This is a genomic window from Pseudomonas sp. NPDC089428 (assembly GCF_044749325.1).
Lineage (GTDB): Bacteria > Pseudomonadota > Gammaproteobacteria > Pseudomonadales > Pseudomonadaceae > Aquipseudomonas.
Genome location: NZ_JBIVHT010000009.1, coordinates 126,863 through 150,074, shown reverse-complemented (window position 1 = coordinate 150,074; position 23,212 = coordinate 126,863). Strand labels below are relative to the sequence as shown.

At 63.2% G+C, this 23,212-nt stretch carries 14 protein-coding genes and 1 pseudogene; 12 read left to right on the top strand and 3 right to left on the bottom strand.

What is annotated here, in order from left to right; translation table 11 throughout:
- Nucleotides 1–51: 51 nt before the first annotated feature.
- Nucleotides 52–660: a hypothetical protein gene (locus tag ACIPZ5_RS18355; protein WP_400810043.1), complete on the top strand. Its 609-nt coding sequence runs from the start codon at nt 52–54 to the stop codon at nt 658–660.
- Nucleotides 661–676: 16 nt separating this feature from the next.
- On the opposite strand, the gene ACIPZ5_RS18350 is transcribed toward ACIPZ5_RS18355, so the two are convergent.
- From ACIPZ5_RS18350 to ACIPZ5_RS18340, 3 genes are all read right to left on the bottom strand, one after another.
- Nucleotides 677–1,246 (bottom strand): GNAT family N-acetyltransferase, encoded by a 570-nt coding sequence (locus ACIPZ5_RS18350; RefSeq protein WP_400809991.1) that lies wholly within the window; start codon nt 1,244–1,246, stop codon nt 677–679.
- Nucleotides 1,247–1,478: 232 nt separating this feature from the next.
- A complete protein-coding gene (locus tag ACIPZ5_RS18345) occupies nt 1,479–1,904 on the bottom strand; it encodes a potassium channel family protein (protein WP_400810042.1) in 426 nt (141 codons plus the stop codon).
- Nucleotides 1,905–1,909: 5 nt separating this feature from the next.
- Nucleotides 1,910–2,110, bottom strand: a complete 201-nt coding sequence (locus ACIPZ5_RS18340; protein WP_400809990.1) for a hypothetical protein — start codon at nt 2,108–2,110, stop codon at nt 1,910–1,912.
- A gap of 65 nt (nt 2,111–2,175) precedes the next feature.
- Between ACIPZ5_RS18340 and ACIPZ5_RS18335 the strand changes: the two genes are divergently transcribed.
- The 11 genes and pseudogenes from ACIPZ5_RS18335 (at nt 2,176) to ACIPZ5_RS18285 (ending at nt 23,180) form a co-directional block, all read left to right on the top strand.
- Nucleotides 2,176–2,613 (top strand): YeeE/YedE family protein, encoded by a 438-nt coding sequence (locus ACIPZ5_RS18335; RefSeq protein ID WP_400809989.1) that lies wholly within the window; start codon nt 2,176–2,178, stop codon nt 2,611–2,613.
- A gap of 1 nt (nt 2,614) precedes the next feature.
- Entirely contained in the window at nt 2,615–3,049 is a 435-nt protein-coding gene (locus ACIPZ5_RS18330; protein ID WP_400809987.1) for a DUF6691 family protein, read from the top strand.
- A gap of 99 nt (nt 3,050–3,148) precedes the next feature.
- The gene (locus ACIPZ5_RS18325) at nt 3,149–3,703 is read left to right on the top strand and encodes a thermostable hemolysin (RefSeq protein ID WP_400809986.1); all 555 of its coding nucleotides are present in this window, start codon (nt 3,149–3,151) and stop codon (nt 3,701–3,703) included.
- Nucleotides 3,704–3,718: 15 nt separating this feature from the next.
- Nucleotides 3,719–4,769: pseudogene (locus ACIPZ5_RS18320) on the top strand (ATP-binding protein).
- A gap of 324 nt (nt 4,770–5,093) precedes the next feature.
- Entirely contained in the window at nt 5,094–5,705 is a 612-nt protein-coding gene (locus tag ACIPZ5_RS18315) for a class I SAM-dependent DNA methyltransferase (RefSeq protein ID WP_400809985.1), read from the top strand.
- A gap of 222 nt (nt 5,706–5,927) precedes the next feature.
- Nucleotides 5,928–7,226, top strand: a complete 1,299-nt coding sequence (locus tag ACIPZ5_RS18310) for an OmpP1/FadL family transporter (RefSeq protein ID WP_400809984.1) — start codon at nt 5,928–5,930, stop codon at nt 7,224–7,226.
- Between the two features lie 59 nt (nt 7,227–7,285).
- Nucleotides 7,286–8,290 (top strand): helix-turn-helix domain-containing protein, encoded by a 1,005-nt coding sequence (locus ACIPZ5_RS18305; protein WP_400809983.1) that lies wholly within the window; start codon nt 7,286–7,288, stop codon nt 8,288–8,290.
- A gap of 125 nt (nt 8,291–8,415) precedes the next feature.
- Nucleotides 8,416–9,171 (top strand): efflux RND transporter periplasmic adaptor subunit, encoded by a 756-nt coding sequence (locus ACIPZ5_RS18300; protein WP_400810041.1) that lies wholly within the window; start codon nt 8,416–8,418, stop codon nt 9,169–9,171.
- Nucleotides 9,158–10,501: an efflux RND transporter periplasmic adaptor subunit gene (locus tag ACIPZ5_RS18295; RefSeq protein ID WP_400809981.1), complete on the top strand. Its 1,344-nt coding sequence runs from the start codon at nt 9,158–9,160 to the stop codon at nt 10,499–10,501. Before ACIPZ5_RS18300 ends, ACIPZ5_RS18295 begins: the two co-directional genes overlap by 14 nt.
- Nucleotides 10,501–12,591, top strand: coding sequence for an HlyD family efflux transporter periplasmic adaptor subunit (locus ACIPZ5_RS18290; protein ID WP_400809980.1), 2,091 nt, complete (start codon nt 10,501–10,503; stop codon nt 12,589–12,591). Before ACIPZ5_RS18295 ends, ACIPZ5_RS18290 begins: the two co-directional genes overlap by 1 nt.
- A 53-nt stretch (nt 12,592–12,644) precedes the next feature.
- The gene (locus ACIPZ5_RS18285; RefSeq protein WP_400809979.1) at nt 12,645–23,180 is read left to right on the top strand and encodes a VCBS domain-containing protein; all 10,536 of its coding nucleotides are present in this window, start codon (nt 12,645–12,647) and stop codon (nt 23,178–23,180) included.
- Nucleotides 23,181–23,212 lie beyond the last annotated feature (32 nt).

Below are 23,212 nucleotides of genomic sequence, written 5' to 3'. Positions count from 1 at the left end.
GCGCGGGAGGTACTCATGAACACGCAAGCAAGGGCAAAACTCAGGGCGTGGATGCATCGCCCCAAGGGCAGCCTGGGGTGGATCGTGGCGATCGTTGCCTTGCTCCTCGCCGCCTCGGCCTACCACGGGCTGAGCCCGAACTGGCGCATGCCGATGCACGATCCGGCCGTACTGCTGGCCCTGCTGGCCTTGGCCGTGGCGCTCGGATGGGTGGTGCAGCGGGGCGTGAAACGCACCGTCGGCAAGGCCATTTTCAACGGCCAGGAGACCGGCTGGCAGGCCAGGCTGGCGTTCCTTCGCTCAGTGGCGCGGGAGTCGAACATCCTGCTGGTGACGCTGTTGAGCCTGGCCCTGCTGGGCACAGGCATTTTGTGGATGGCGGGGCACTCGGTGGCGCAGATCGTGGCGACCTGCGAGGCCAACCTGCAGGCGCAAGTGAATGTGCCCGAAGATGAAAAACTTACCGCGTTGGTCGGCAGGCCCGTGTGCACGTGCCTGGCGCAAACCTTCGTGGCGCGCAACGGGGTAATGCGCATGGCCTTGTTCGACACGCCCATGCATGACATGAGCGGCTTGAAGGCGCTCACGCGTGATGACGAGCAGCGCTGCCTCGAGCGGTTCGACCTGCTGCCGGAGGCGGCTCAGGTCATCACGCCTTGAAGCACGCAGGTTTTGTTCAGCTCAGTGGCAGGCGGTGGATGACCTGGCTCGGATCGTCGGGGTCGATGGTGGTGGAGAACCCTGCGGCCTTTGCCATGTCACGCATTGCCTGGTTGGCGGCTGAATCGATCGAATACATCTGCCGAAAACCTTTGGCCCGTGCATGCTCGATCAGGTGCTTGAGCAGTAAACGGCCGAGGCCGTGGTGTTGCCAGCGGTCGAGCACCGTGACTGCGCATTCGCATTCATCCCTGCCGGCACAGGCGGCGTACCGGGAAATACCCACTTCCTGCAGTTCGCCGTCCACATGCGCGAGGGCGACGAAGGCGGTTTGGCGGTCCTGATCGACCGCCATCAGCTGGTCGAGCATGGCCTCACCGGGCTCCTTGATCTGGCACAGGAAGCGAAAGTGCCGTGATTGAGGTGACAACCGTTCGATGAAGGCCCTTTCACGCTGCCGGTCCTTGGCTTGCAATGGCCTGATCAGCACATGGGTGCCATTGTCCAGGGCTTCGATCCAATGCTCGCCAGCGGGCTCAGCAAAGGACGTGACGGCAGATTGGCGGGGCGGTTTGACAGGAGTCATGGCAGTACCCTCATGCGTGTGGAATAAACAGTGGACATACAGTTTCGTAGCTGGGCCTTGCATCGACTTGATAGTTGTCAATTGCAAGGCGGGTGATGCGGGTCGCATGGATGTTGATCAGAATCAAAGAGGCGGGCGGTGGTTGCTTTACACCGGCTGAGAAAGGTCAAGGCTGGGTTGCCTGCGGGCTCAAGTCCAAGGCGTCCCCCACGGGGGCATGAATGAACCAGCGCTATTTGGCTTTCCAGTACTTCTGCATTTCCAGGAACAGGAATGAAGCCGTCCAGGTGATCAGCACCAAACCGGTCAATGCCTGCAGGCCAGTGAGGTACTTGAGGTGCCCAACAGGGGCGATGTCGCCGAAGCCGATGGTGGTGTAGGTGGTGAAGGAAAAATACACGCAGTCCAGGAAACTGCCGTCGAAATTGCCGCTGAGCGTGCCCCATCCTTTGGCATGGGCCATCAGGTAATACGCCAGGGCGAAGCACCAGACCTCCAGGGCATGGGCCAACAGTGCACCGAAAACGCCCGCCACGATGCGAAACCGGCTCCAGAGTTTGAGGCGGGGTAGCCAGTCATTCAGGCGCAGCAGGCACTCGTAGTGGATGATCACCACCAGGATCACCACCAGCATGTTGATCAGCGTGACCATGAGCATCGCTGCTACCCCTGCCATGATGGGTGGTTGATCTCGTGGTACGCCACCACCTGGCGCTCGATCGCTGCGCTGAAGTCCTGCAAACGGTTCAGGCATAGGGTGACGCCGTCGCGCCTGGGGGCCTTGATCTTTATCAAGAACGTCAACGCACCTGCTTCGATAATCACATGCGCACGCAGCTCAACAGCCGCGCCGGGGAGTGCCATGAAGTTGGCCTCCAGCGTTAAGATGGGCGCGGGCCTTTTCTGTAGCCCAACAATGGAGCGCTGAGATGCTTGTTGATATGGCTGCCTTCACGCCGTGGTCGTCGTTGGCTGGCGGGGCACTGATCGGTTTGGCTGCTGGGCTGTTCGTCGTGGCGAACGGGCGAATCGCGGGCATCAGCGGTTTGCTCGGTTCGCTGCTGCAACGCGGCGCAGAAGGGCGCGGCGAGAAAGTGTGCTTTCTGCTGGGGCTCATTGCCGCGCCGCTTTCATGGCAAGTGTTCTGGGCAATGCCCACGGTTCAGTTCAGTATCGCACCCTGGTTGCTGATGGTCGCGGGGCTACTGGTAGGCCTGGGTACCCGCTATGGCGGTGGCTGCACCAGTGGCCATGGCGTGTGTGGCCTGTCACGCCTGTCGCCCCGTTCGGCAGTGGCGACGCTGTGTTTCATGGCGGCCGGTTTTGCCACGGTCTTCGTGGTTCGGCACTTGCTGTCAGGCGCCTGAAGTGAAACGGCTCAGTAGCTTCATCGCAGGGGTGCTGTTTGGCACGGGGCTATTGCTGTCGGGCATGGCAAACCCCGCCAAGGTGCTGGGGTTTCTCGACGTTGCCGGGCAGTGGGACCCGTCGCTGGCACTGGTCATGGTGGGCGCCATAGGGGCCGCACTGTTGCCTATGACCTGGGCACGGCGACGCGCCACGGCCTTGCTGGGGGGTAAGATGCAGCTGCCTGCCAGGCGTGACATCGACGCTCGACTGGTCGGCGGGAGCCTGGTCTTCGGCATTGGCTGGGGGCTTGCCGGCGTGTGCCCGGGCCCATCGCTGGTGTTGCTCGCCGACGGGTATTGGCAAGCCTGGCTGTTCGTGGCCGCGATGCTCGCCGGCATGGGGGTGTTCAATGCCGTGGAAGTGATTCGCAGCAGCCGTCAGGGCAGGGTTTGACGACAGGCCGTTAGATGCGGTTCAACTTCAGGGCACTTCAGATTCCCTTCAGATTCGCCATGGATACTCCCCCTGACCAACCCAGTCGGGGGGAGCTTCATGAACCCAATCCTGTGGAGCAGCCTGCTGCCATTGTCCATCGGCACCCACGCTGACCATCACGCTCACTTGTCCCTGCACCTGCACGACGAACCTGGTCGTGACGGGCTGGAACACTTCATCCACCAGTGTTTTGCCGATGTCCACCATGCCGATGTCCACCACTACCTGCCGGAGTTGCTGGCCCTGCGAGACAGCCATGGGCGGCTGATCGCTGCGGCGGGGATGCGCCCGGCCAGCAGCGGCCCGTTGTTTCTGGAAAATTACCTGGACGAGCCGCTGGAAAGCGCAGTTTCACGGGTGGCGGGCGCAGCACTGGGACGTGAATGCATGGTCGAGGTCGGCAACCTGGCCTCGCTCAGTGCCGGTAGCGCCCGAATCATGATCATCGCCGTCACCTGGCTGCTCGCCACACGTCGGCTGCGCTGGGTGGCATTTACCGGGGCGTCGACCTTTACGCCCAGCATCCGCAAGTGTTCGTCGGCGATATCCGCCATGGTTTCGAGCGCCTGGAGTCGGCAGGGGTATTCCGCCGCCTGGGGCTACCCTCGCTGAACCAGGAGACCGGCAATGCAGCATGAACTTCAGCAGTTCAAGGACCTGTTGCTCGCGCATGGCCGTGAGCGCGGCGGTGCCCTGGCCATAGAGGGTGGTGTCATGAGCTTGCCTGTGCAGGATGATGCCCGTGACGCGATGTATCACGCATTCAATGAAGCCCTGGGCCAGGCCGGGCGTCATCGGGTAGGCCACCCCTACGAGAGCAAATTGGCGTTTCAAGTGTGGGAGGAGGGTGGTGGACTGCTGGTGCACACGCCCAGTGCGCCGAAATTGGACGCTCAGCCAACAGCTCCAGGTTTCTACAACTTCACTAGCGCAGGCCAGCAATGGCGTGCTTTTGTGCTGCCCGTGCCGGAAAAGCACTGGGTCATTTGGGTGGGCGAACGCGACGATGTGCGCTACGACCTGATTGACCGCATTGTTCGCCACACACTGTTCCCATTCCTGCTCGGCAGCCTGGTGTTGGCATTGCTGGTCTGGGCCGCAATCGGCTGGGGGCTGCGGCCATTGCAGAACATGGCCAATGTGATCCGTGGGCGTCACGCCAACCCGGCTGAGTCGAGTGGTTAATCAGCTGCTGACACTGGCCCGTGTCGAACCTCGACCAGGGCAACGCGCCGGTACCCGGGTCGATCTGGCCGAAGTGGTCACTGAGACCATGGCTGACCTTACACCGTGGATACTGGACCGCGGCCTGGAACCTTCGCTGGATATCGACGAGGCGGATCATTATCTGACCATCGACGCCGGCGCCTTGGGCATTGCGTTGCAGAACCTGGTGACCAACGCGGTAGAACATTCACTGCCTGAGGGCCGTATAAAGGTATCACTCAGGCGCCTGGAGAACGTCTTCGAGCTGGTGGTCGAGGATGATGGACCGGGTATTGATGAAGCGAGTCTTTCACGTGTGTTCGAACGCTTTTATAGCCGTAATAGCCCTAATGGCGCCGGGCTTGGGCTTTCCATCGTCGCGACCATCATCAACCGCTTGGGCGGGCAGGTTCGTCTGGAGAATCGAGCAACCGGTGGGCTGGCTGCTACGTTATCGCTACCAATCACGTGACGTTACCGACTGCGGGTGTCCTGATGGTTATTCGCATCGATGTCATGTCGTTGATGCTTGAGATGATGCCAGCGAGTTGGCGGCAGTCTCTGTTGGAGACAGATGTAGCGGATGGGGTGACGCTGCTGTAATACACTATTTAACATAATATGCATTATGCGCACATCCACACATAGCCACCGTGACGTGGGTTGGGCAGATTTCAAATCAGCCCAAGCCCCATTGCCTCAATCCTTGTTCATTCCTGGTTTCACACGCTATCTTCAGGCCGATATCCAAGCGGCACCTTCCACGACGATCCATCTCCCGATTCAAGGACGTGCCATGCCACACCATCCCTCTGCCGACCAGATCATCGATCTCTATGACCGACACGCTCGCACCTGGAATGAATTGCGTGGCAATCGATTAACCGAACGTAAATGGATCGAACGCTTTCATGCCTTGCTGTCGCCAACTGCGACGGTTCTTGATCTGGGCTGTGGTTCCGGCCAGCCCGTGGCACGCTATCTGATCGAGGCCGGCTTGGCCGTTACCGGCGTGGATTCCTCTGCACAGATGCTTGCTTTATGCCGCAGCCGTTTCCCAGAGCAAACCTGGATTCACGCAGACATGCGTACGCTGTCGCTTGATCGTCAGTACGCCGGCATCCTGGCCTGGAACAGCTACTTTCATCTCAAGCCGGATGATCAGCGCAGGATGTTCGCCGTTTTCCAGCGGCATGCAGCGCCCGCTGCGCTGTTGATGTTCACCAGTGGCCCGTCGCTCGGTGAAGCTTTGGGTGAGTTTCAGGGCGAAACCTTGTATCACGCCAGCCTGGATGCACAGGAATATACTGTGCAACTGCATGACCACGGCTTTGAGGTCTTGGACCACATTGTCGAAGACCCGGAGTGCGGTGGCCAGACAATCTGGGTCGCCCGCCGCCATCGCTGATTTATATGCTCTGATTTTATAACTACACTAAATAACCATTTAGTGTAGTTATATATAAGCAGCGCGCTATCTCCCCCGTCCTTGCCATTCTCCGGTTGCCGAAGATGCAATGTCGCCTAAAGTTCATAAGCATTCCGGTGTGAGCACAAAATGAATTTGCTGGTGCCCTGCCTCCTTTTTCTCGCAGGCAAGTTACCTGGTCAATCAATGGAGAGTAGCGACATGAATGCTTACCCGCGCTGTGCCCCTCGCTGGTCACTCCCGGCAACGGCTTGCTCGCTACTGCTGGCCAGTTCCCAGGCTGCAGCCGGCGGCATTTTCATCTACGAAGCCGGCCAGGAAGGCAATGGCCTGGCCAACGCAGGTTCTGCTGCATTGGCCAAAGACCCTAGTGTACTGATGAGCAATCCCGCGGGCCTTACCCAGTTGAAAGGCACTCAGATCAGCGCCAACGCCCAGGTTATTCTCGGTGATATCAAATTCTCACGGGATGCCAACAACCAGTTTGACGGCAATGAAGGCGGTAACGCGCTGCAGTACCTGCCCGGTGCCAGTTTGTTCATCAGTCATCAGATAGACGACCGCTCGGCCATCGGCTTTGGCATGTATGGCAACTTCGGGCTGGCCCTGGATTATGACGATGACTGGGCCGGCCGCTACTTCACGCAAGAGGCCGCGATCATCGGGGTGTCCTTCCAGCCAACGCTGGCTTACAAGTTCACCGATGACCTGTCGATCGGTATTGGCCCGCGCATCATGCTGGGCTATTACCGCACCGAGATGGCGGTCAACAACAACCTGCTCGGCGTGCTCGATCGGCCGGACGGGCAACTGGAATACAAGGACACGGACGTAGGCACCGGCGTCAATCTAGGCCTCCTCTACCAGCTGTCTGCGCGCACTGCGGTCGGCCTTGCCTACACTAGCAAGGTCAAACTGCAGTTCGAAGACAGCCCGCACCTTCGCAATATCACCAACCCCTTCATCAATGTAGGGCTCAATCGCCTCGATGTCGATTCGCTTGAACTGGACCTGAATGTGCCGCAAACCGTCACTGCAAGCATTGCCCACGACCTGGACGAACAGTGGAAGCTGCTCGGCAGCCTGGGCTGGCAAGACTGGAGTGACTTCGGCGATGTCGGGGTTGACGTCGATGCCAATGGTGGGGGCGTCAGCCGCACGGTGGACCGCAAGTACAAGGACACCTGGCACGCGTCGGTGGGTGCGATGTATCAAGCCACGCGGCAAGTTCGCTGGAATGTCGGGTTGGGTTATGACAGCTCTGCCGTCGACGACAAGGACCGGACTGTCGACAACCCCATGGGCGAAACCTGGCGCCTGGCCACCGGTGTGAACTACCAGGTAGAGGAAGGTCTGGACCTCCATCTGGCCTACACCTTGGTGTGGCTGGGTAACATGGACGTCGATCAGACCAAGTCCCGTTCGGGCAATACATTATCCGGCACTTACAAGAACAGCGCCTTGCATATCCTCGGTGGTGGCGCGACCTGGCGGTTCTGAATATTGACTAAGTGATCCCCTCACCCACTCATGGCGGCAACAAGGAGGCTCTGGATTCTATGGAAGGTATCCGCGGCATGACGCAAACCACGGCAGGTGGGCTGTTTGATCATCTTGTTCACTCACATGGCGGGCACGAACCTGGCGAAGGCTATTCCTATAAAGAGTTAGTGAACGCCTTGGCGCTGCAGTCGCAAAAATGGGTACTACCCGGTTATGGCCTGGAGCAGAGCCGCCACCCGGACGCTTTGTTCAAGGGCGCGCTGCGCCGCCTCGCAACATCTGCACCAACTGTCGGGCAGGCGCTCGTTGCGATCATGCGTTATATCTACAGTTGCTCGCCAACTGTTCACTACCGCCTGGAAAACAGGCCGGGTCAGTCAGTACTGATGCTCTATGGCCTGATACACCCTGAACAAGACAATCCGGTTATCGTCGAGCGGGCGATATTGGCGGCCACTCTGCTCATTGCGGAAGTTCGCGGCTGCGCTTTTCGCCCCAGAGCAGTCACATTGAGGCACGCCCCCCTTTGCGAAGCCACGCTATATCATAATTATTTCAAATGCCCTGTATTGTTCGAGCAGGAGCACGACAGCCTGGTTTTCTCGCCCGACGTGCTATCGGAGCCCAGTGTCGGTCAAGATGATGAACTGCACGCAATGCTGCGCTTTTATCTTGAAGCCCAAAGTGACCACTCAGACGATTTGCACGCGCAAGTCAAACGCAAGATCCAGATGCTCCTGCCCTTGCATCGCGCGACACTGGAACTCGTGGCTGAATCATTGAATCTGCACCCCAGAACACTGCAGCGTCACCTTGCCCAGGGCGGCGTCGAATTCGAGGCGTATCTGGATGGCATTCGCCGCAAGCAGGCCGAGCACATGTTGCGCAAGACCAGCCTGAGCATCAATCAGATAGCCAGCGAGTTGGGTTACAAGCGCCCTACTTCCTTCTGCAGAGCGCATCAGCGCTGGTTCGACATGACACCACGGGCGCATCGCCAGGCATTTGGCGACCCTTTCATCATCAGCATTGATGGTGATTCGCAAGCTGTCGCCAAATGAGAATCCCGCACTTTGTCTGCTGCTCTTTAATGAAGGGATCAATCGCGCGCATCCCGCCGACATACAAGCACTGGGTTAGAAAATCCAGGTTGGTGTTGGCTCGCTAGAAGGGTCTGATAATGCTCATGTCCGAAGTCGCCCATCGCGTACTGCTGTTGTTGGCAGGGTTATCCTGCGCTGTCGCCCACGCCGAGCAAGATACAGCCGGCGAAGACCCGCAGATGATCCGGGTGCTGCTGGCCGCCGATCTTGAAACCACCTTGTCCAGCCAGATGAGCGGTACCTTGGGTGAGCTCAAGACCAGTTTCGGTGAACATGTGGCCAAGGGCGCCACACTGGCTCGCTTCAACTGCAACGAGGCCCAGGCCCGCGGCAAGGTGGCGGCCGCTGAGCTGGCAATGGCCCGGCAGAATCTGGCGGCTAAGCAGCAACTGCGCAAGCTCGAGGCTGTGGGCGATATTGAAGTTGCGGCCGCCAACACCGAAGTCCAGAAAGCCGACGGGGCCCGGGCAATGGGTGAGGCTCAGATGAGCTATTGCCAGGTGCTGGCACCGTTTTCCGGCCACGTGGCCAAGGTTTACGTCAAGCCTTACCAAACCGTCAGCGCCGGTACACCGTTGTTCGACCTGGTCAGCGACGGCGCCTTGAAGGTGCGCCTGAATGTGCCGTCTGACCAACTGGCAACGCTGAAAACAGGCCAACCGTTGCAAGTGACCGTGCACGAAACGGGCAAGCGCTATCCGGCAAAAGTCAGCATCATCAATGCCCGGGTCGATGCCGTCGCGCAGACGGTGGAACTGGAGGCGCGCTTCGACCAGCGCTTCCCCGAGTTGATGGCCGGCATGAGCGGTACCGCGCGGTTCGACCATGACAGTGAATAGACCGCTACCGGACCCGCAGCTGTTACTGCAGCTTGATGCCCTGCGCGACAAGGCCATGGCCGCCGAGACGCTCGGTGCACTGGCGTTCAGCATGGCCAACGACCTTTACCCGCTGCTGCCGTTTCATCAGGCCCTGGTGTTCGAGCAAGGCAAGGTCGGCTTCGAGTTGCTGTGCGTGTCTGGCCTGGCCAAACCCAGCGAAGACTCGCCCTACCTGGTCTGGCTCAAGCGCGCCAGCCGCTGGCTGGCAGAGCGGCTTACCGAGCCCGGCCCAGCCTGGCTGACGCTGACCAATGCCCAGCCGCCCGAAGACATCGCCGAAGGCTGGAGTGAATGGTGGCCCACTGGCCTGTGGTGCCTTCCCCTCCATGCCAATGCAAAGCGCCTCGGGGTGCTTGTGCTGCTGCTTGAACACCCGCCGGCGCCGCAAGTCTTCCAGCAACTGGATGGTCTGGTCCGTACCTGGGCCTATTGCTGGGCCGCGCTGACCCGGCGACGCCAGCGTGGCCGTTGGCGTCCCTCGCGGCGGCAACTGCTACTGACCTTGCTGATCGGCGCAGGGCTGTTGCTGGTACCGGTACGCCAGACCGCCTTGGCGCCCGCGCAGATCGTTTCGCGTCAGGCGCAGATCGTGAGCTCGCCCATCGACGGCGTGATCGCCCAGGTGCTGGTGCGCCCCAACCAGCCGGTGGAAGCTGGCACACCGTTGTTCTCCCTCGATGAGACCACATTGCGCAGCCGCGCCGAAGTGCTCGGCAAAGAGGTAGCCGTGGCCGATGCCGAACTGCAGGCCGCCAGCCAACGGGCATTCGACAACCCGCAAAGCAAAAGCGAACTCACCCTGTTGCAGGGCCGCGCCCAGCAACGGCGTGCCGAGTTGGCTGCGGTCCAGGCGCAACTGCGCCGCACCCAGGTACTGGCGCCGGCGGCTGGCGTGGCCGTGTTCAGCGACCCCAACGACTGGCTGGGCAAGCCGGTATCGACCGGAGAACGCATCATGCATGTGGCTGACCCGGCCCAACCGGCGATGTTGATCCAGCTTGCCGTCGCCGATGCCATTGCGCTTGATGCCGGTGCCGAGGTGACACTGTTCCTCACCGCCTACCCGCTCAATCCGCTCAAGGGGCGAGTGCTGGAAACCAGTTACCAGGCCAGGCCCGGTGATGACGGCGTGGTCGCCTATCGCCTGCTGGCCAGTATCGACCAGCAGGCAGAGCATGCCCGCCTCGGCCTGCATGGCACCGCCAAGCTCTACGGTGGCCGGGTGATGCTCGGCTACTACCTGCTGCGTCGCCCGCTGGCAACGCTGCGTGCCTGGAGTGGCTGGTAATGCTCGACCTTACTGACCTGCCACTGCCGCCCTTGCGCGAAGACCTGCGCTTGTGCGAGGCCGCCGACAACCACGAGGGCGAGCCGGCGTGGATGATCCACGACGCCGTGGTCAACCGCTTCTACCGCATCGGTTGGCTGGAGTTCGAATGCCTGCTGCGTTGGGGCCAGACGCCGCGCCAGATCAGCGAACAGATCGCCCAGGACAGCGCGCTCAAGCCAGATGTCGAGCAGGTACTGGCATTGCGCACCTTCCTTGAGCACCACCACCTGCTGCGCCCGGGCCCTGAGCAGGTGGCCAGGTTGCAGGCAGCAAGCGAAGCGCGTACCTGGTCGAGCTGGCGCTGGTGGCTTCACCACTACCTGTTCTTCCGTATTCCCTTGCTGCGCCCACAAGTGGCACTGCAACGGCTGGCCGCTGCGCTGAGCTGGCTGTTCCACCCTGTCACAGGGCTGCTGGTGGCCGGCATGACAATGCTGGGCATCATCCTGGTGATGCAGCAATGGGACACCTTCACCCATGCCGTCGTGGAGTCATTTTCCAGCGAAGGCCTGTTGAGCTTCGCCCTGGCGCTGGTCACGGCAAAGACCCTGCACGAACTCGGCCATGCGCTGGTGGCCACCCGCCTGGGCTTGCGTGTCGGGCACATGGGCGTCGCATTCCTGGTGCTGTGGCCGATGCTGTACACCGACACCGGCGAAAGCTGGAAGCTCAAGCGGGCCCATCAGCGCCTTGCTATCGCTGCGGCCGGCATCATCACCGAGTTGTCGCTGGCCGGCCTGGCTACCCTGGGCTGGGCCCTGTGCGACGACGGCGCCCTGCGCAACGCCCTGCTGTATCTGGCCACCACCAGTTGGGTGTTGTCCCTGGCCCTCAATGCCAGCCCGTTCATGCGCTTTGACGGCTATTTCATTCTTAGTGACCTGCTCGACTTCCCCAACCTGCACGAGCGCGCATCCGCCGTGGCGCGGGTAGCCATGCGGCGTAGTCTGCTGGGGCTGGATGAGGCATGGCCCGAACCCTTCCCGGCCGGGCAGCGGCGCCTGTTGGCAGCGTTCGCCTTCGCCACCTGGCTGTACCGATTGGTGCTTTTCCTCGGCATCGCCGTGGCGGTGTACCTGTTCTTCTTCAAGTTGCTGGGCATCGTCCTGTTCGTGGTCGAGCTGGCATGGTTCATCGCCCTGCCGGTCAAACGCGAGCTCAATCACTGGTGGCAGCAGCGCACACGCATTCCGGGGCAGCGCAAACGGCTGTTCTACTTGCTGTCGGGGTTGAGCGTGCTGGCCTTGGCATTGCCTTGGCATAGCCAGGTCGATGCCGTGGGCGTGGCCCGTGCCGAGCACCAATTGCGCGTTTACACGCCCTACCCTGCGCGCCTGAAAAACCTGCGCCAGGCGGGCCAGGTCAAGGCCGGCGAGGTGTTGGCAGTGCTCGACGAGCCTGACCTGGATGCGCGCAGGCGCAGTAGCGAGGCCAGTGCCCGCAGCTATCAGGCACGCTTGTCGGGGTTGCTGGCCGACCCTGCCGGCCTGACCGAGGACGCCGCCACCCTGCAACGCTTGAACGTGCAGAACGAAGAGGCCCGTGCCGCGCGCAGCGAAATCGCACGGCTGAACCTGCAGGCACCGTTCGCGGGCGTGTGGCTGGACTTGCCCCCCGACTGGCGGCCAGGCCAGTGGGTCAATCGCCAGGAACCCCTGGGCATGCTGATCGACCCCGCGCGTTGGCAGGTCGATGCCTACGTCGCCCAGGACCAGGTGCACCACCTTGCCGTGGGCAATAGCGTGGCGTTTTACCCCGAAGGCCAGCCCACCGCGCTGCGTGGCACCGTGCTGGCCATCGCCAGTACCCGTGCCGGGCACCTGGCCCATCGCATGCTCTCTGCGCATTTTGGCGGGCCGGTGCCGACCACCAGTGAGCCTCTGGTCCCCAGCAAGGCCTTGTTCCAGGTGCTGGTTCAGTTGGATGAACCCTTGGCCAGCGTGCGCGAAACGCGCGGCAAGCTAAAGATCGAAGGGGAAAGACGCAGCGTGCTTGGCGAACTGGGCAAATGGTTGATAGGAGTCGGTTTGCGCGAAAGCGGCTTTTAGCGACAAACCGGCGTCGATTTACTGAGCAGGGTTAAAGAAAGCAGGGTAAAGAAATGGACATCAATCGCAGAGCGGGTTTCAACGCTGTCTTGCGTCCATGGTCACAAGCGGTCGCCCTTGAACAGCGGATCCTTTTCGACGGGGCCGCGGCAGCTGCAGTGGACCAGCAGCATCACAGTGACCCAAGTGCGCCAGAGGCCAAGGACAGCGCCCATCCGGCGCCCACCGCCAGCGAAGCCCAGACAGCGGCGCCTGCCCCGGCCCCGCGCAACCTGGTGGTCATCGATGCACGGGTGGAAAACCGCGACCAGCTGGCGGCAAATCTGCCGGTCGGTAGCACGGCACTGCTGGTCGACCCGGGCCAGGATGCCATCGCCGCCATCAGCAATGCCTTGGCACAACTGGGCAAGGTCGATTCGATTCAGGTGTTTTCCCACGGAGCCTCTGGCCAGTTCACCCTGGGCAACCAGGTGTTTACCAGCCAGACCGTCGAGCAGCTGGGCGAGCGCCTGAGTGCCTGGCGCGGCGAACTCAACGCAGGGGCGGACATCCAGTTGTATGGCTGTGATGTGGGGGCTGGCAGCGCCGGGCAGGCGCTGGTCGACCAACTTGCCCGCTGGACCGGCGCTGATGTCGGTGCCTCCAGCAATGCCACGGGCAGCAGCCTGGCCGGCGGGGACTGGCAACTCGAGGTCAGCCGCGGGGAAGTAGACAAGCACATCGCGCTGGCTGCCAGCACGCTCGACAGTTTCCAGGGCCTGCTGGCCGATGCCAGCCCCACTGCCAGCCTCGGCAGCGGTGGCGCCGCAGTGCAACTGGGCGAACAGTTCAGTTTCACCGTCAGCTTCAGCAACCCCTCCACCCAGGAAGGCTACGCCCCCTACATCGACCTGTTCATGCCGGCCACCGGCCGCGACGGCAACGATGGCGCCACATTCGTTTCCGCCACCTACCTGGGCCGGGCGGTCAACAGCTTCGTGATCACCTTCGATGCCAACGGCAATGCCAGCCACCCGCTGGCCAAGGATGCCAGTGGCAATGCCCTGGTGATCAACGCCGCCAGCGTCGGCATGAAGCCGGGCGACCAGATGGTGGTGCTGCAACTGCCCTATGCCAGTGTGACCAATGGCCAGCCCAGCATCGACATCCAGGTCACCGGGCTGCTCAGCAACCTGGCCGACACCCATTACTCCGACGGCGCCCCCAACCTGACCATCAATGCCCGCGCCGGCTTCGAATACGGCAACGATTCGTTGAACAACCCGGTGCAGGACCCAAGCCTGGTGGAAGCCTCGCTGCACAGTTTCATCGTCACGCCTACCCTGCTCAAGGTCACGCAAACGGTCAACATGCCTGAAGGCGAAACCGTCACCGGCCCCAACTACACCCGTACCCAGACGGTGACGGTAACCCCGGCCCCCGGCCAGACACTGACCAACGTCACGGTGACCCAGACCGTGCCCGACCAGGTCCATGTCAGCGCCATCACCCCGGGCCCGGGCGGCACCCTGACCTCGGTCACGCTGCACGATGGCACGGTGCTGACCGACCCGGCACTGATTGCCGCGGCGCTGGCCAACCCCAATGCGTTCGTGGCCAGCTATGACATCCACTACGACACCCTGAGTGCGGCCAGCGAAACCCAGGTCAGCTTCTACGTGCCGGAAATCGACGCCAACGGCCGCCCGGTACTCGACCCGACCACCGGCAACCCTGTCACCATCAACTTCGGTACCGCAAGCGTGACGGGTGACTGGAACCCCCTCGATCCACGCGACCGCCCTCTTGACCCGGATGGCTACCCGTTCAGCGAAACCGGCAACGGCCAGGGCGTCACCTTCGTCGCCAAGTCCATCACTCTGCTCAAGCAGGTCAACCTGCAGAACGATGTCGGGACCCCCGGCCTGACACCCGGCGACACCCTGCGCTACACCATGGATGTGGCCATTTCCGACTTCTTCGCGTTCGGCGAGAACATCCTCGAACAGGGCCAGTTCACCGTCACCGACCAGCTCAGTGACGGCCAGACCTTCAGCCTTGCCAATCCGCCCACCCTGCTGTTGCAGGCCAACGGTTCATCGCTGAGCATTGCCCTTGTCTATACCCAGGCAGTAAATGCCGATGGCAGCACCACCCTGGTGTTCGACATCGCCGAGTCCATCCGCCAGGCGGTGGCCGGCCCCGGCGTGGCGGCACTGTTCGGTGACCTGTACGGCGATGACGTGCAGGACGGCGCCACCACCCTGCGCATCGTCTACGACGCCACGATCGACACCACCTACACCAGCGACCACCCGCCCCATGACCAGCTCAACGAAGGCGACAGCGTCGGCAACAACGCCACCGTGGCCGCGACCGTGCTGCGTGATGCGCTGAACATCGGTAGCACCCAGACAGATGGGTCCAGCACCCTCAGTACCATCGACACCTCTACCGTCGACATCGAACTGACCCAGGTCAACGGCGGCGCCCCTCCCGGCAGCGGCGAACTGCGCCCAGGCGATGTGGTGACCTTCACCATCAGCTACGACCTGCTGGTGGCCGACTACGAAAACTTCAAGCTCACCGCCTACCTGCCCCTGCCCCTGCTCAACGCCAGCGGCATCAGCTGGAGCTTCGGCAACGGCGTCGGGCAGTGGAGCTTCGGCAGCGGCAACACCATCCTCGACGTGCCGGACAGCGTCACCAGCGGCCCTGGCAACTCGATCATCTTCGACTTTGGCAACTACGTGTCAGGCGGCCTCAACGGCGGCACGGTGCAGGTGCGCTTCACCATGGTGGTCGGTGACCAGCCGTTTGCCGACCAGCGCGAGCTCGACGTGCTGGCGCAGTCGAGCCAGACCACCACGGTGGACAAGACCGTGCTCACTTCCTCGGACGTGGCGGTGATCGAATCGGTGGCAGAGCCCGTGCTGGACATCAAGCACGGCGTGGTTGCCAGCAGCAACGGCACGGTTACCGGCACCACCGGCAGCTGGAACGCCCCTGGCACCAGTGGCGTGCCGTTCAGTGGCAGCGTCACCAGCCTGGCGGCGGTGGACGGCAATGTCAGCGGCATCGACGGCGCCGACACCCTGCGCCTGGCCACCGCCCTGAAGAACAGCGGTGGTGGCGGCGCCTACGATGTCAGCACCAGCATCACCCTGCCCACCGGCCTGGCTTTCGTCGGCGGCAGCCTGGCCGCCGCCAACCTGCAGATCCACCGCGGCGACGGCACTTTGCTGGTATCCGGCATCGACTACAGCGTCAACGGCAACACCATTACCTTCCTCGACGCCAACGGCCAGGCCACCCTGCTGGCCGGCCGCACGGGCACTGCCGCCGACCTCTCCGGCGCCAACCTGGTGGTGATCACCTACGACGTCACCGTCAACGATGCCATCCTCGCGGCCAGCACCCTGCAAAGCAGTGCGGCGCTCACCCACTATGCCAGCGTCGAAGGTGGCCAGGACTTCACCCCCACCGACCTGGTGGAAGTCGCCAACCAGCAGGTGGCCGCACCCGGTATCACCAAGACCTACCAGAACGGCAGCCTCAGCAACGACGATTCCAGCGCCACGCACACCACCGGCAGCAACCTGGTGATCGGCGAGAGCATGACTTACGACATCGTCGTCACCCTGCCCGAAGGCGTGACCAGCAACTTGCGCATCAACGACCTGATCCCGCCCGGCCTGCGTCTGGACCCTCGTTTCAACAACAACCTCGGCTACCAGATCATCACCACGGTGGCCGGCAGCGCGGCACTGACCACTGATTTCAACGGCAACGTCAGCGTCAGCCCGATGACCCCGGACGGCAGCGACGGCGCCGACCTGCAACTGGTGTTCGTCAGCGCCCGCGCCAATGCCGACAACCTGACCGGCAACAACAGCTTCGTCATCCGCCTGGTGCTGGTGGCCAGCAACGTCACCGGCAACCAGCAGGGCACTACACTGAACAACGGCGCGCAGCTGGTGTACAGCGACCCGGACGGCGACACACCGAACGGCAGCGCACCTGTGGAGCGTAGCGTCAACAGCGCGCAGCAGCCCAGCGTGACCATTGTCGAGCCGACGCTCAAGGTCACCCAGCAGATCACCTCGACGCCGATATTCGGCGGCTACGAAGACGGCGACGTGGTCGAGTTCCAGATCGTCATCAGCAACACCTCGGGCACCGACGCCTTCGACATCAGCCTGGTGGACGGCCTGCCCACCGAACTGAGCGGCATCAGCCTGACCGGCGTGACCTACAGTGGCGGCGCCAGCAACCACGGCGGCGCCGACTTCATCATCCAGGGGGGCCGGCTGATCAGCGTCAGCGGGGCCAACATCGACATCGCCAACGGCGGGCGCATCGTCCTGCAACTGAGCGGCACCGTGAACGCCACAGCCGCAGGGCAAGCGGCCTTCAGCAACGCCGTGGACGTGCGCTGGACCAGCCTCGATGGCAGCGACAACACGGTCGACACCACTCAAGGCGAGCGCAGTGGCGAAGATGGCGTGCTCAACGGCGGCGCCTTGAACGACTACCGGCTGGTCTCGCTGCTGGCCTTCCCGGTCAGCAACGGTATCCGCATCTCGCGGGTCGGTGGTGTAGCCGACACCGCGCCCGCCACCAACGGCAGCGGCGCCATCGACACCAGTGGTGTCTCCGAGAACGTGGTGGTCGGCGAAATCGTCCGCTACCGCGTGGCGGTACTGGTGCCCACCGGCGACAACCCCGACTACCAGATCCGTATCGAGCTGGCCGCAGGCCTGGAGTTCATTCCCGCCAGCCTCAACAACATCCTGATCGCGTTTCTCTCCAACACCCCGGCCGGGTTGACCACCGATGCCAGCAACCTGATCAGCAGCGGCACCTTGAGCATGCCAGGCAACGAACTCAGCGACGTGGCCCAGGGCATTCATGCCGATCTGTCCGGTGCAACCCCCACCGGGGTGTTCGACATCAACAATGGGCGCCTGGTCATCACCACCAATGCCGATGGCAGCCAGACCGTCACCTTCAGCCTGGGCAACTTGACCAACACCGAACTGAACGACCCCGACGTCGAAGGTGTAGTGCTGGAGTTCAACGTGCGCGTCAGCAACGTGGCCAGCAACCAGGCCGGCGCCAACCTGGGGGTTTCCGTGCATGAGCACGTCGGCCTCAATGGCGGCGTCGACCGCGGCAAGAGCGACACGGTGTTCGAGCGTGTGGTCGAGCCGAGCTTCACCAGCCTGGACAAACGCGTCATCGACGTGACGCCAGGCAACGGCACCACCAATGCCACGGTGTCGGTGAGCTTCACCCAGAACGGCGAAGTGCCGGCCTACAACACCCACCTCGCCGACCAGTTCCCCAGCGGCAGCAACTATCAGGTGCAAAGCATCCTGCTCAACGGTGTGGCGCTGGACCTGGCCAACCTGCCGGCCGGCATCAGCTTCAGCGATGGCTCGGCGATCGCGCTGGACTTCGCGCGCCTGGCGGTCAGTGACAGCGTGCAGGTGATCTACACCGTCACCCTGCCCGGCAACAGCGCCATCGCCGACAACGCCGCCAGCGCCGCGGTACTGACCTGGACCAGCCTGCCCACCGATTTCGAGGCCAACGGCTGGGGTGGCTCGCTGCCCGCCACCGCTGGCAGTGCAACGGGGGAACGCACTGGCCAGGACGGCGCCAGCGGCCTGAACAACTACATCCTCAGCGATGGCGCCGGCATGGGCGTGATCCAGGGCACGCTGTGGGACGACACCCGCAGCGCCACCAACAGCGTCGCCCCCGACGGGCCGGGCCTGGACGGCATTGGCGTGACCCTGACCTGGGCCGGTGACGACGGTCAGTTCGGTACGGCCGACGACCGTGTCTTCACCACGACGACGGCCAATGGCGGCCAGTACCAGTTCGCCCTGCTGCCCTCCGGCAGCTACCTGGTGGTGGTGGCACAGGACCACACGGTCAGTGCCAACAACCACTTCCGCGTGCGTATCGACAGCGATACCGGCACCAGCCCCGGCGGGCTCGGCAGCATCAACCTGAGCCTGGGCGAAGGCATCATCGGCACCGCCGATGCCGGCTACGTGCACCTGAACGAGGCCCCGGTCAACAGCGTCGCCGACCAGCAGGGGCTGGAAGACACCGTGCTGCACCTCGTCGGCCTGTCCATCAGTGACGTGGACGTGAATGGCAACAGCACCGACGGGGTAATGACCATTACCCTGTCGGTGCTTCACGGCGTTCTCTGGCAAGCCGCAACCCCGCCTGCTGCCAACGCCACGCCACCGGCCGGCGCGGGCCGAAGCCTGGTCCTGACCGGCACCCTGAGTGAACTGAATGCCCTGCTGGCCCAGCTGTACTACAAGGGTGACCAGGACTTCAACACTGCCCAGATCGCCGAAACCCTGACCATGGTCACCAACGACCAGGGCAACTTCGGTGACCACCCGCTCAACGGTGACGGCATCCCCGGGCAGAATCCCGCCGATGCCCTGACCGACACCGACGTGATGAACATCGTCCTCACCCCGGTCAACGACGACCCCATCGCCAACCCCGACCTGGCGATCGCTGTCGAAGCCGGTGGCCTGAACAACACCGACCCCGGCGTGAACCCCACCGGCAACGTGCTGGCCAACGACACCGATGTCGATATCCAGACCAACGGCGACGTGCTCACCGTCACCCGCATCGCCAACAACCTAAGGCCCGACGGTGTGGCAGTGAGTGGCAGTGGCGTCACCGTGCTGCAGGGGCTCTACGGCACGCTGGTGATCAGGCCCAATGGTGGCTTCCAGTACATCGTCGACAACAGCAACCCGGCAGTACAGGCGCTGCGCACGGCTGGCCAGTTCATCAGCGAATTCTTCGACTACACCATCGTCGATACCGGTGGCCTGACAAGCAACGCGGTGCTGCAGATCAACATCCACGGCGCCAACGACACACCGGTCGCCCACGGCGACGTGGGTACCGCCATCGAAGCCGGCGGCACCAACAATGGCACGCCCGGCGCGGACGCCGTCGGTAATGTGCTGGACAACGACACCGATGTGGACGCAGTGGCTCTGGGCGAAACCAAACAAGTCACGACCATTCGCTTCGACGGCCCGGGCGGCGGGCGGATCATCCCGCTGCCCAGTGGTGGTGCGACGACCCTGCTGGCCAATTTCGGCACCCTGACCATCAACACCGACGGCAGCTACCGCTACGTCGTCGACAACAGCAACGCTGCAATCCAGGCGCTCTCCCCTGGCGAGACCCTGGTCGAGCAGTTCAGCTACCAGATGGCCGATGCCGGTGGCCTGAAATCGATCAGCGTCCTGGTCATTACCATCCAGGGTGCCAACGATGCACCGGTAGCCGTGGATGACCATGGCACCGCCACGGCTGGCTCCAGCGACGGTATTCCCGCCCCTGTCAATGCCAGCGGCAACGTGATCACCGGCAACGCTGGCGTGGGCGCGGATACCGACGTCGACAGTGTCGATCAACCGACGGCCACCCAGCTCAAGGTCGATGGCGTACGCAGCGGCCTGGAAAGCAGCGGTGGTGTGCTCAGCCCGGTCACTGGCGCCACCCCGGGCTCGATCATCGGCAGCGTCGCGCGGCTGGCCGACAGCCGCCTGATCAACGGCAACTTCGGCCAGCTCACGCTCAACGAGGACGGCACCTACACCTTCGTCGTCAACAGCGCCGACCCAGCCATCCGTGCCCTGGCAGCCGGGCAGAGCCTGGACGTGATCTTCACCTACCAGATCCACGACAGCGGCGGGTTGACCGACCAGGCGCAGCTGGTCATCACCGTCACCGGGGTCAACGACCCGCCCGTGGTCAACGCGGTCAGCATCGACGCCGTCGAGGCTGGCGGCCTGAACAACGCCATCCCCGGCATCGACCCCAGCGGCAACATCAGCGCCGCCTACAGTGACCCGGACGGCGATACCCTGAGCATTACCGGCGTACTCAGCCCGGCCGGTGTAACCGGCATCCTCGGTCAGCCGCTGGCCGGCAACTATGGCAGCCTGACCCTGGACGCCCAGGGCAATTACCGCTACGTGGTGGACAACAGCAACAGCGCTGTGCAGGCCCTGCGCACCGACGCCGACCGGCTCACCGAGGTGTTCCAGTACAGCGTCAGCGATGGCAACGGCAAGACCGTCACCGCCACCTTCAGCGTGGTCATCCATGGCCGCAACGACACACCGATCGCCGCCAACGACTCGGCCATCGCCGTCGAAGCCGGTGGCGTCAACAACGGCACTCCGGGCCAGCCGGGCAGCGGCAATGCCCTGGCCAATGACCAGGACGTCGACGCCGGCGACAGCAAGACCCTGGATGGCATCTACCTGGGCACGCTGGCCACTGGCGGCACCTTCGTGCAGGTCAACGCCGGCGCCACGGTGGTGGCCGGCAACTACGGCACGCTGAGCATCGACGGCAACGGCAACTACGTCTACACCGTCAACGACAGCCTGGCCGCCGTGCAGGCACTCAAGGCCGGTGAAAGCCTGGTGGAAACTTTCAGCTACCGCATGCACGACAGCGCCGGTGCCAGTTCGCAGGCACAGATCATCATCACCATTGACGGGCGCTACGACACCCCGGTGGCGCATGATGACCTGGCCTATGCCGTGGCCACCGACGACGATGGCAATGGTGGGCGCAACCCCACGGGCAACGTGTTGAACAATGACACCGATGTCGATGCCAACGACAGCAAGACCGTCACCGCCGTGGGCGTGGGCGCCGAAAGCAGCAACCCGATCCTCGCCCCCCTGAGCGGCAGCGCTACGGTCATCAGCCAGTACGGCACGCTGACGCTCAATGCCGACGGCAGCTACCGCTTCGTGGTCGACTCCAGCAACCCCGACATCGTCGCCCTGGGCCCGCTGGGCTTCGTCATCCAGCGTTTCACCTACCAGGTCACCGATGGCGGCGGCCTGAGCGATACCGCCACCCTCTATGTGCTGATCCGCGGTGAAAACCAGCCACCGGTAGCCAACCCGGACCAGGGCCTGGCCATCGAAGCCGGCGGCCAGGGCAACACCATCCCCGGCAGCAACCCGGCCGGCAATGTGATGGACAATGACACCGACCCCGACACCATCAACATCATCGTCCCGGAAACCCTCGAAGTGCTGGCGTTCTGGAGCGGCGATGGGCCATTGCCCGGCAACCCGACCGGCGTTGGGCAGACCCTGCGCGGCCAGTACGGCGACCTGACGCTGAACGCCGACGGCAGCTGGCAGTACGTGCTGGACAACAGCCTGCCGGCAGTGCAGGCGCTGCGGGTCAGCGGCCAGACCCTGACCGACAACTTCACCTACCTGCTCACCGACCTCTGGGGTGGTACCGCCAACGGCCTGTTGACCATCACCATCGACGGCCGCAACGACTTCCCGGTGGCCAACGACGACAGCGCCACCGCCGTGGAAGCCGGAGGCGTGAACAACGGCAGTGGCGGCGTCGACCCGCGCGGCAACGTGCTCGACAACGACACCGACGTCGATGGCGTGCAGTATGGCGAGACCAGTACGGTGCTGCAGTACACCGCTGAAAACGGCCAGAGCGCCGGCGCCGGCCAACTGCTGCAGGGCCTGTATGGCACCCTGCTGATCAATGCCGATGGCAGCTACACCTACACCGTGGACAACAGCAACCCCACCGTGCAGGCCATGCGCAGCGCCAGCGAATCGCTGCGTGAAGTGTTCACCTACCGCATGCGCGACACTGCCGGCGCCACCGCCGATGCGCGGCTGACGGTGACCATCCAGGGCAACAACGACAACCCGGTGGCCCGTGACGACAGCAACAGCGCCAGCGACCAGGTGCCAGCACCGCACACCAGTGGCAACGTACTGCCCAACGACAGCGACGTGGACGGTGGTGACAGCCTCAGCGTGACCGCCATCCGCACCGGCCAGGAAGGCGCAAGCGGTAGCGCCGGGGTGATCGGCCAGCCCATCGCCGGCCGGTACGGCACCTTGGTGCTCAACGCCGACGGCAGCTACACCTACACCATCGACCTGAGCAATCCCGAGGTCCTCGCCGCCGCAGGGCTTGGGCAAGTGCTCAAGGACTACTTCACTTACACCATCAGCGACCTGGCCGGCGCCACCGACCAGGCCCAGCTGACCATCACCCTGGATATCTCCAGCCCCTACATCCCGCCTGGCCCCTATTTCGACCGTGACAGCCGTGCCAGCCTGGCCAGCCTGCGGCTGCCCGACGTCACTCCGGCGATCTTCGTGGCGCCAGTGGTCGAACGGGTCGACCAGACCCTGACCTTGTCCGCCTGGGGCGCCGATGGCAGTGATGTGCGCCTGTTCGCCACGCCCGAGATCGAAAGCCAGTCAATCGGCAGCCAGCTTGGCCAGGTCAATGGCCAGTTCGTTGCCCGGGCAGTGGGTGAAAGCCGGCGTGCCAGCGCCGAAGACCAGAACTGGGTCGATGGCCGCCACGGGGTCATCAGCCTGACGGCCGATGGCCTGCTGCCAGACCCTTCGCTGTGGGCCCCTGCACACACCGACATGGTCGGGCAAACGGACAAGAAACCACAGGCCGCGCACGGTTTCCGGGCGCAATTGCGCGAAGCTGCCCTGCGTCGCGGGAGCAACGCCCAATGAAGCCTAAGCATTCACGGATGGACCAAGGACAG

Coding starts and splice junctions, on each gene's coding strand:
- ACIPZ5_RS18355 (WP_400810043.1), top strand. CDS start 52: ATGCATCGCCCCAAGGGCAGCCTGGGGTGGATCGTGGCGATCGTTGCC.
- ACIPZ5_RS18350 (WP_400809991.1), bottom strand. CDS start 1,246: ATGACTCCTGTCAAACCGCCCCGCCAATCTGCCGTCACGTCCTTTGCT.
- ACIPZ5_RS18345 (WP_400810042.1), bottom strand. CDS start 1,904: ATGCTCATGGTCACGCTGATCAACATGCTGGTGGTGATCCTGGTGGTG.
- ACIPZ5_RS18340 (WP_400809990.1), bottom strand. CDS start 2,110: ATGGCACTCCCCGGCGCGGCTGTTGAGCTGCGTGCGCATGTGATTATC.
- ACIPZ5_RS18335 (WP_400809989.1), top strand. CDS start 2,176: ATGCTTGTTGATATGGCTGCCTTCACGCCGTGGTCGTCGTTGGCTGGC.
- ACIPZ5_RS18325 (WP_400809986.1), top strand. CDS start 3,149: ATGAACCCAATCCTGTGGAGCAGCCTGCTGCCATTGTCCATCGGCACC.
- ACIPZ5_RS18315 (WP_400809985.1), top strand. CDS start 5,094: ATGCCACACCATCCCTCTGCCGACCAGATCATCGATCTCTATGACCGA.
- ACIPZ5_RS18310 (WP_400809984.1), top strand. CDS start 5,928: ATGAATGCTTACCCGCGCTGTGCCCCTCGCTGGTCACTCCCGGCAACG.
- ACIPZ5_RS18305 (WP_400809983.1), top strand. CDS start 7,286: ATGGAAGGTATCCGCGGCATGACGCAAACCACGGCAGGTGGGCTGTTT.
- ACIPZ5_RS18300 (WP_400810041.1), top strand. CDS start 8,416: ATGTCCGAAGTCGCCCATCGCGTACTGCTGTTGTTGGCAGGGTTATCC.
- ACIPZ5_RS18295 (WP_400809981.1), top strand. CDS start 9,158: ATGACAGTGAATAGACCGCTACCGGACCCGCAGCTGTTACTGCAGCTT.
- ACIPZ5_RS18290 (WP_400809980.1), top strand. CDS start 10,501: ATGCTCGACCTTACTGACCTGCCACTGCCGCCCTTGCGCGAAGACCTG.
- ACIPZ5_RS18285 (WP_400809979.1), top strand. CDS start 12,645: ATGGACATCAATCGCAGAGCGGGTTTCAACGCTGTCTTGCGTCCATGG.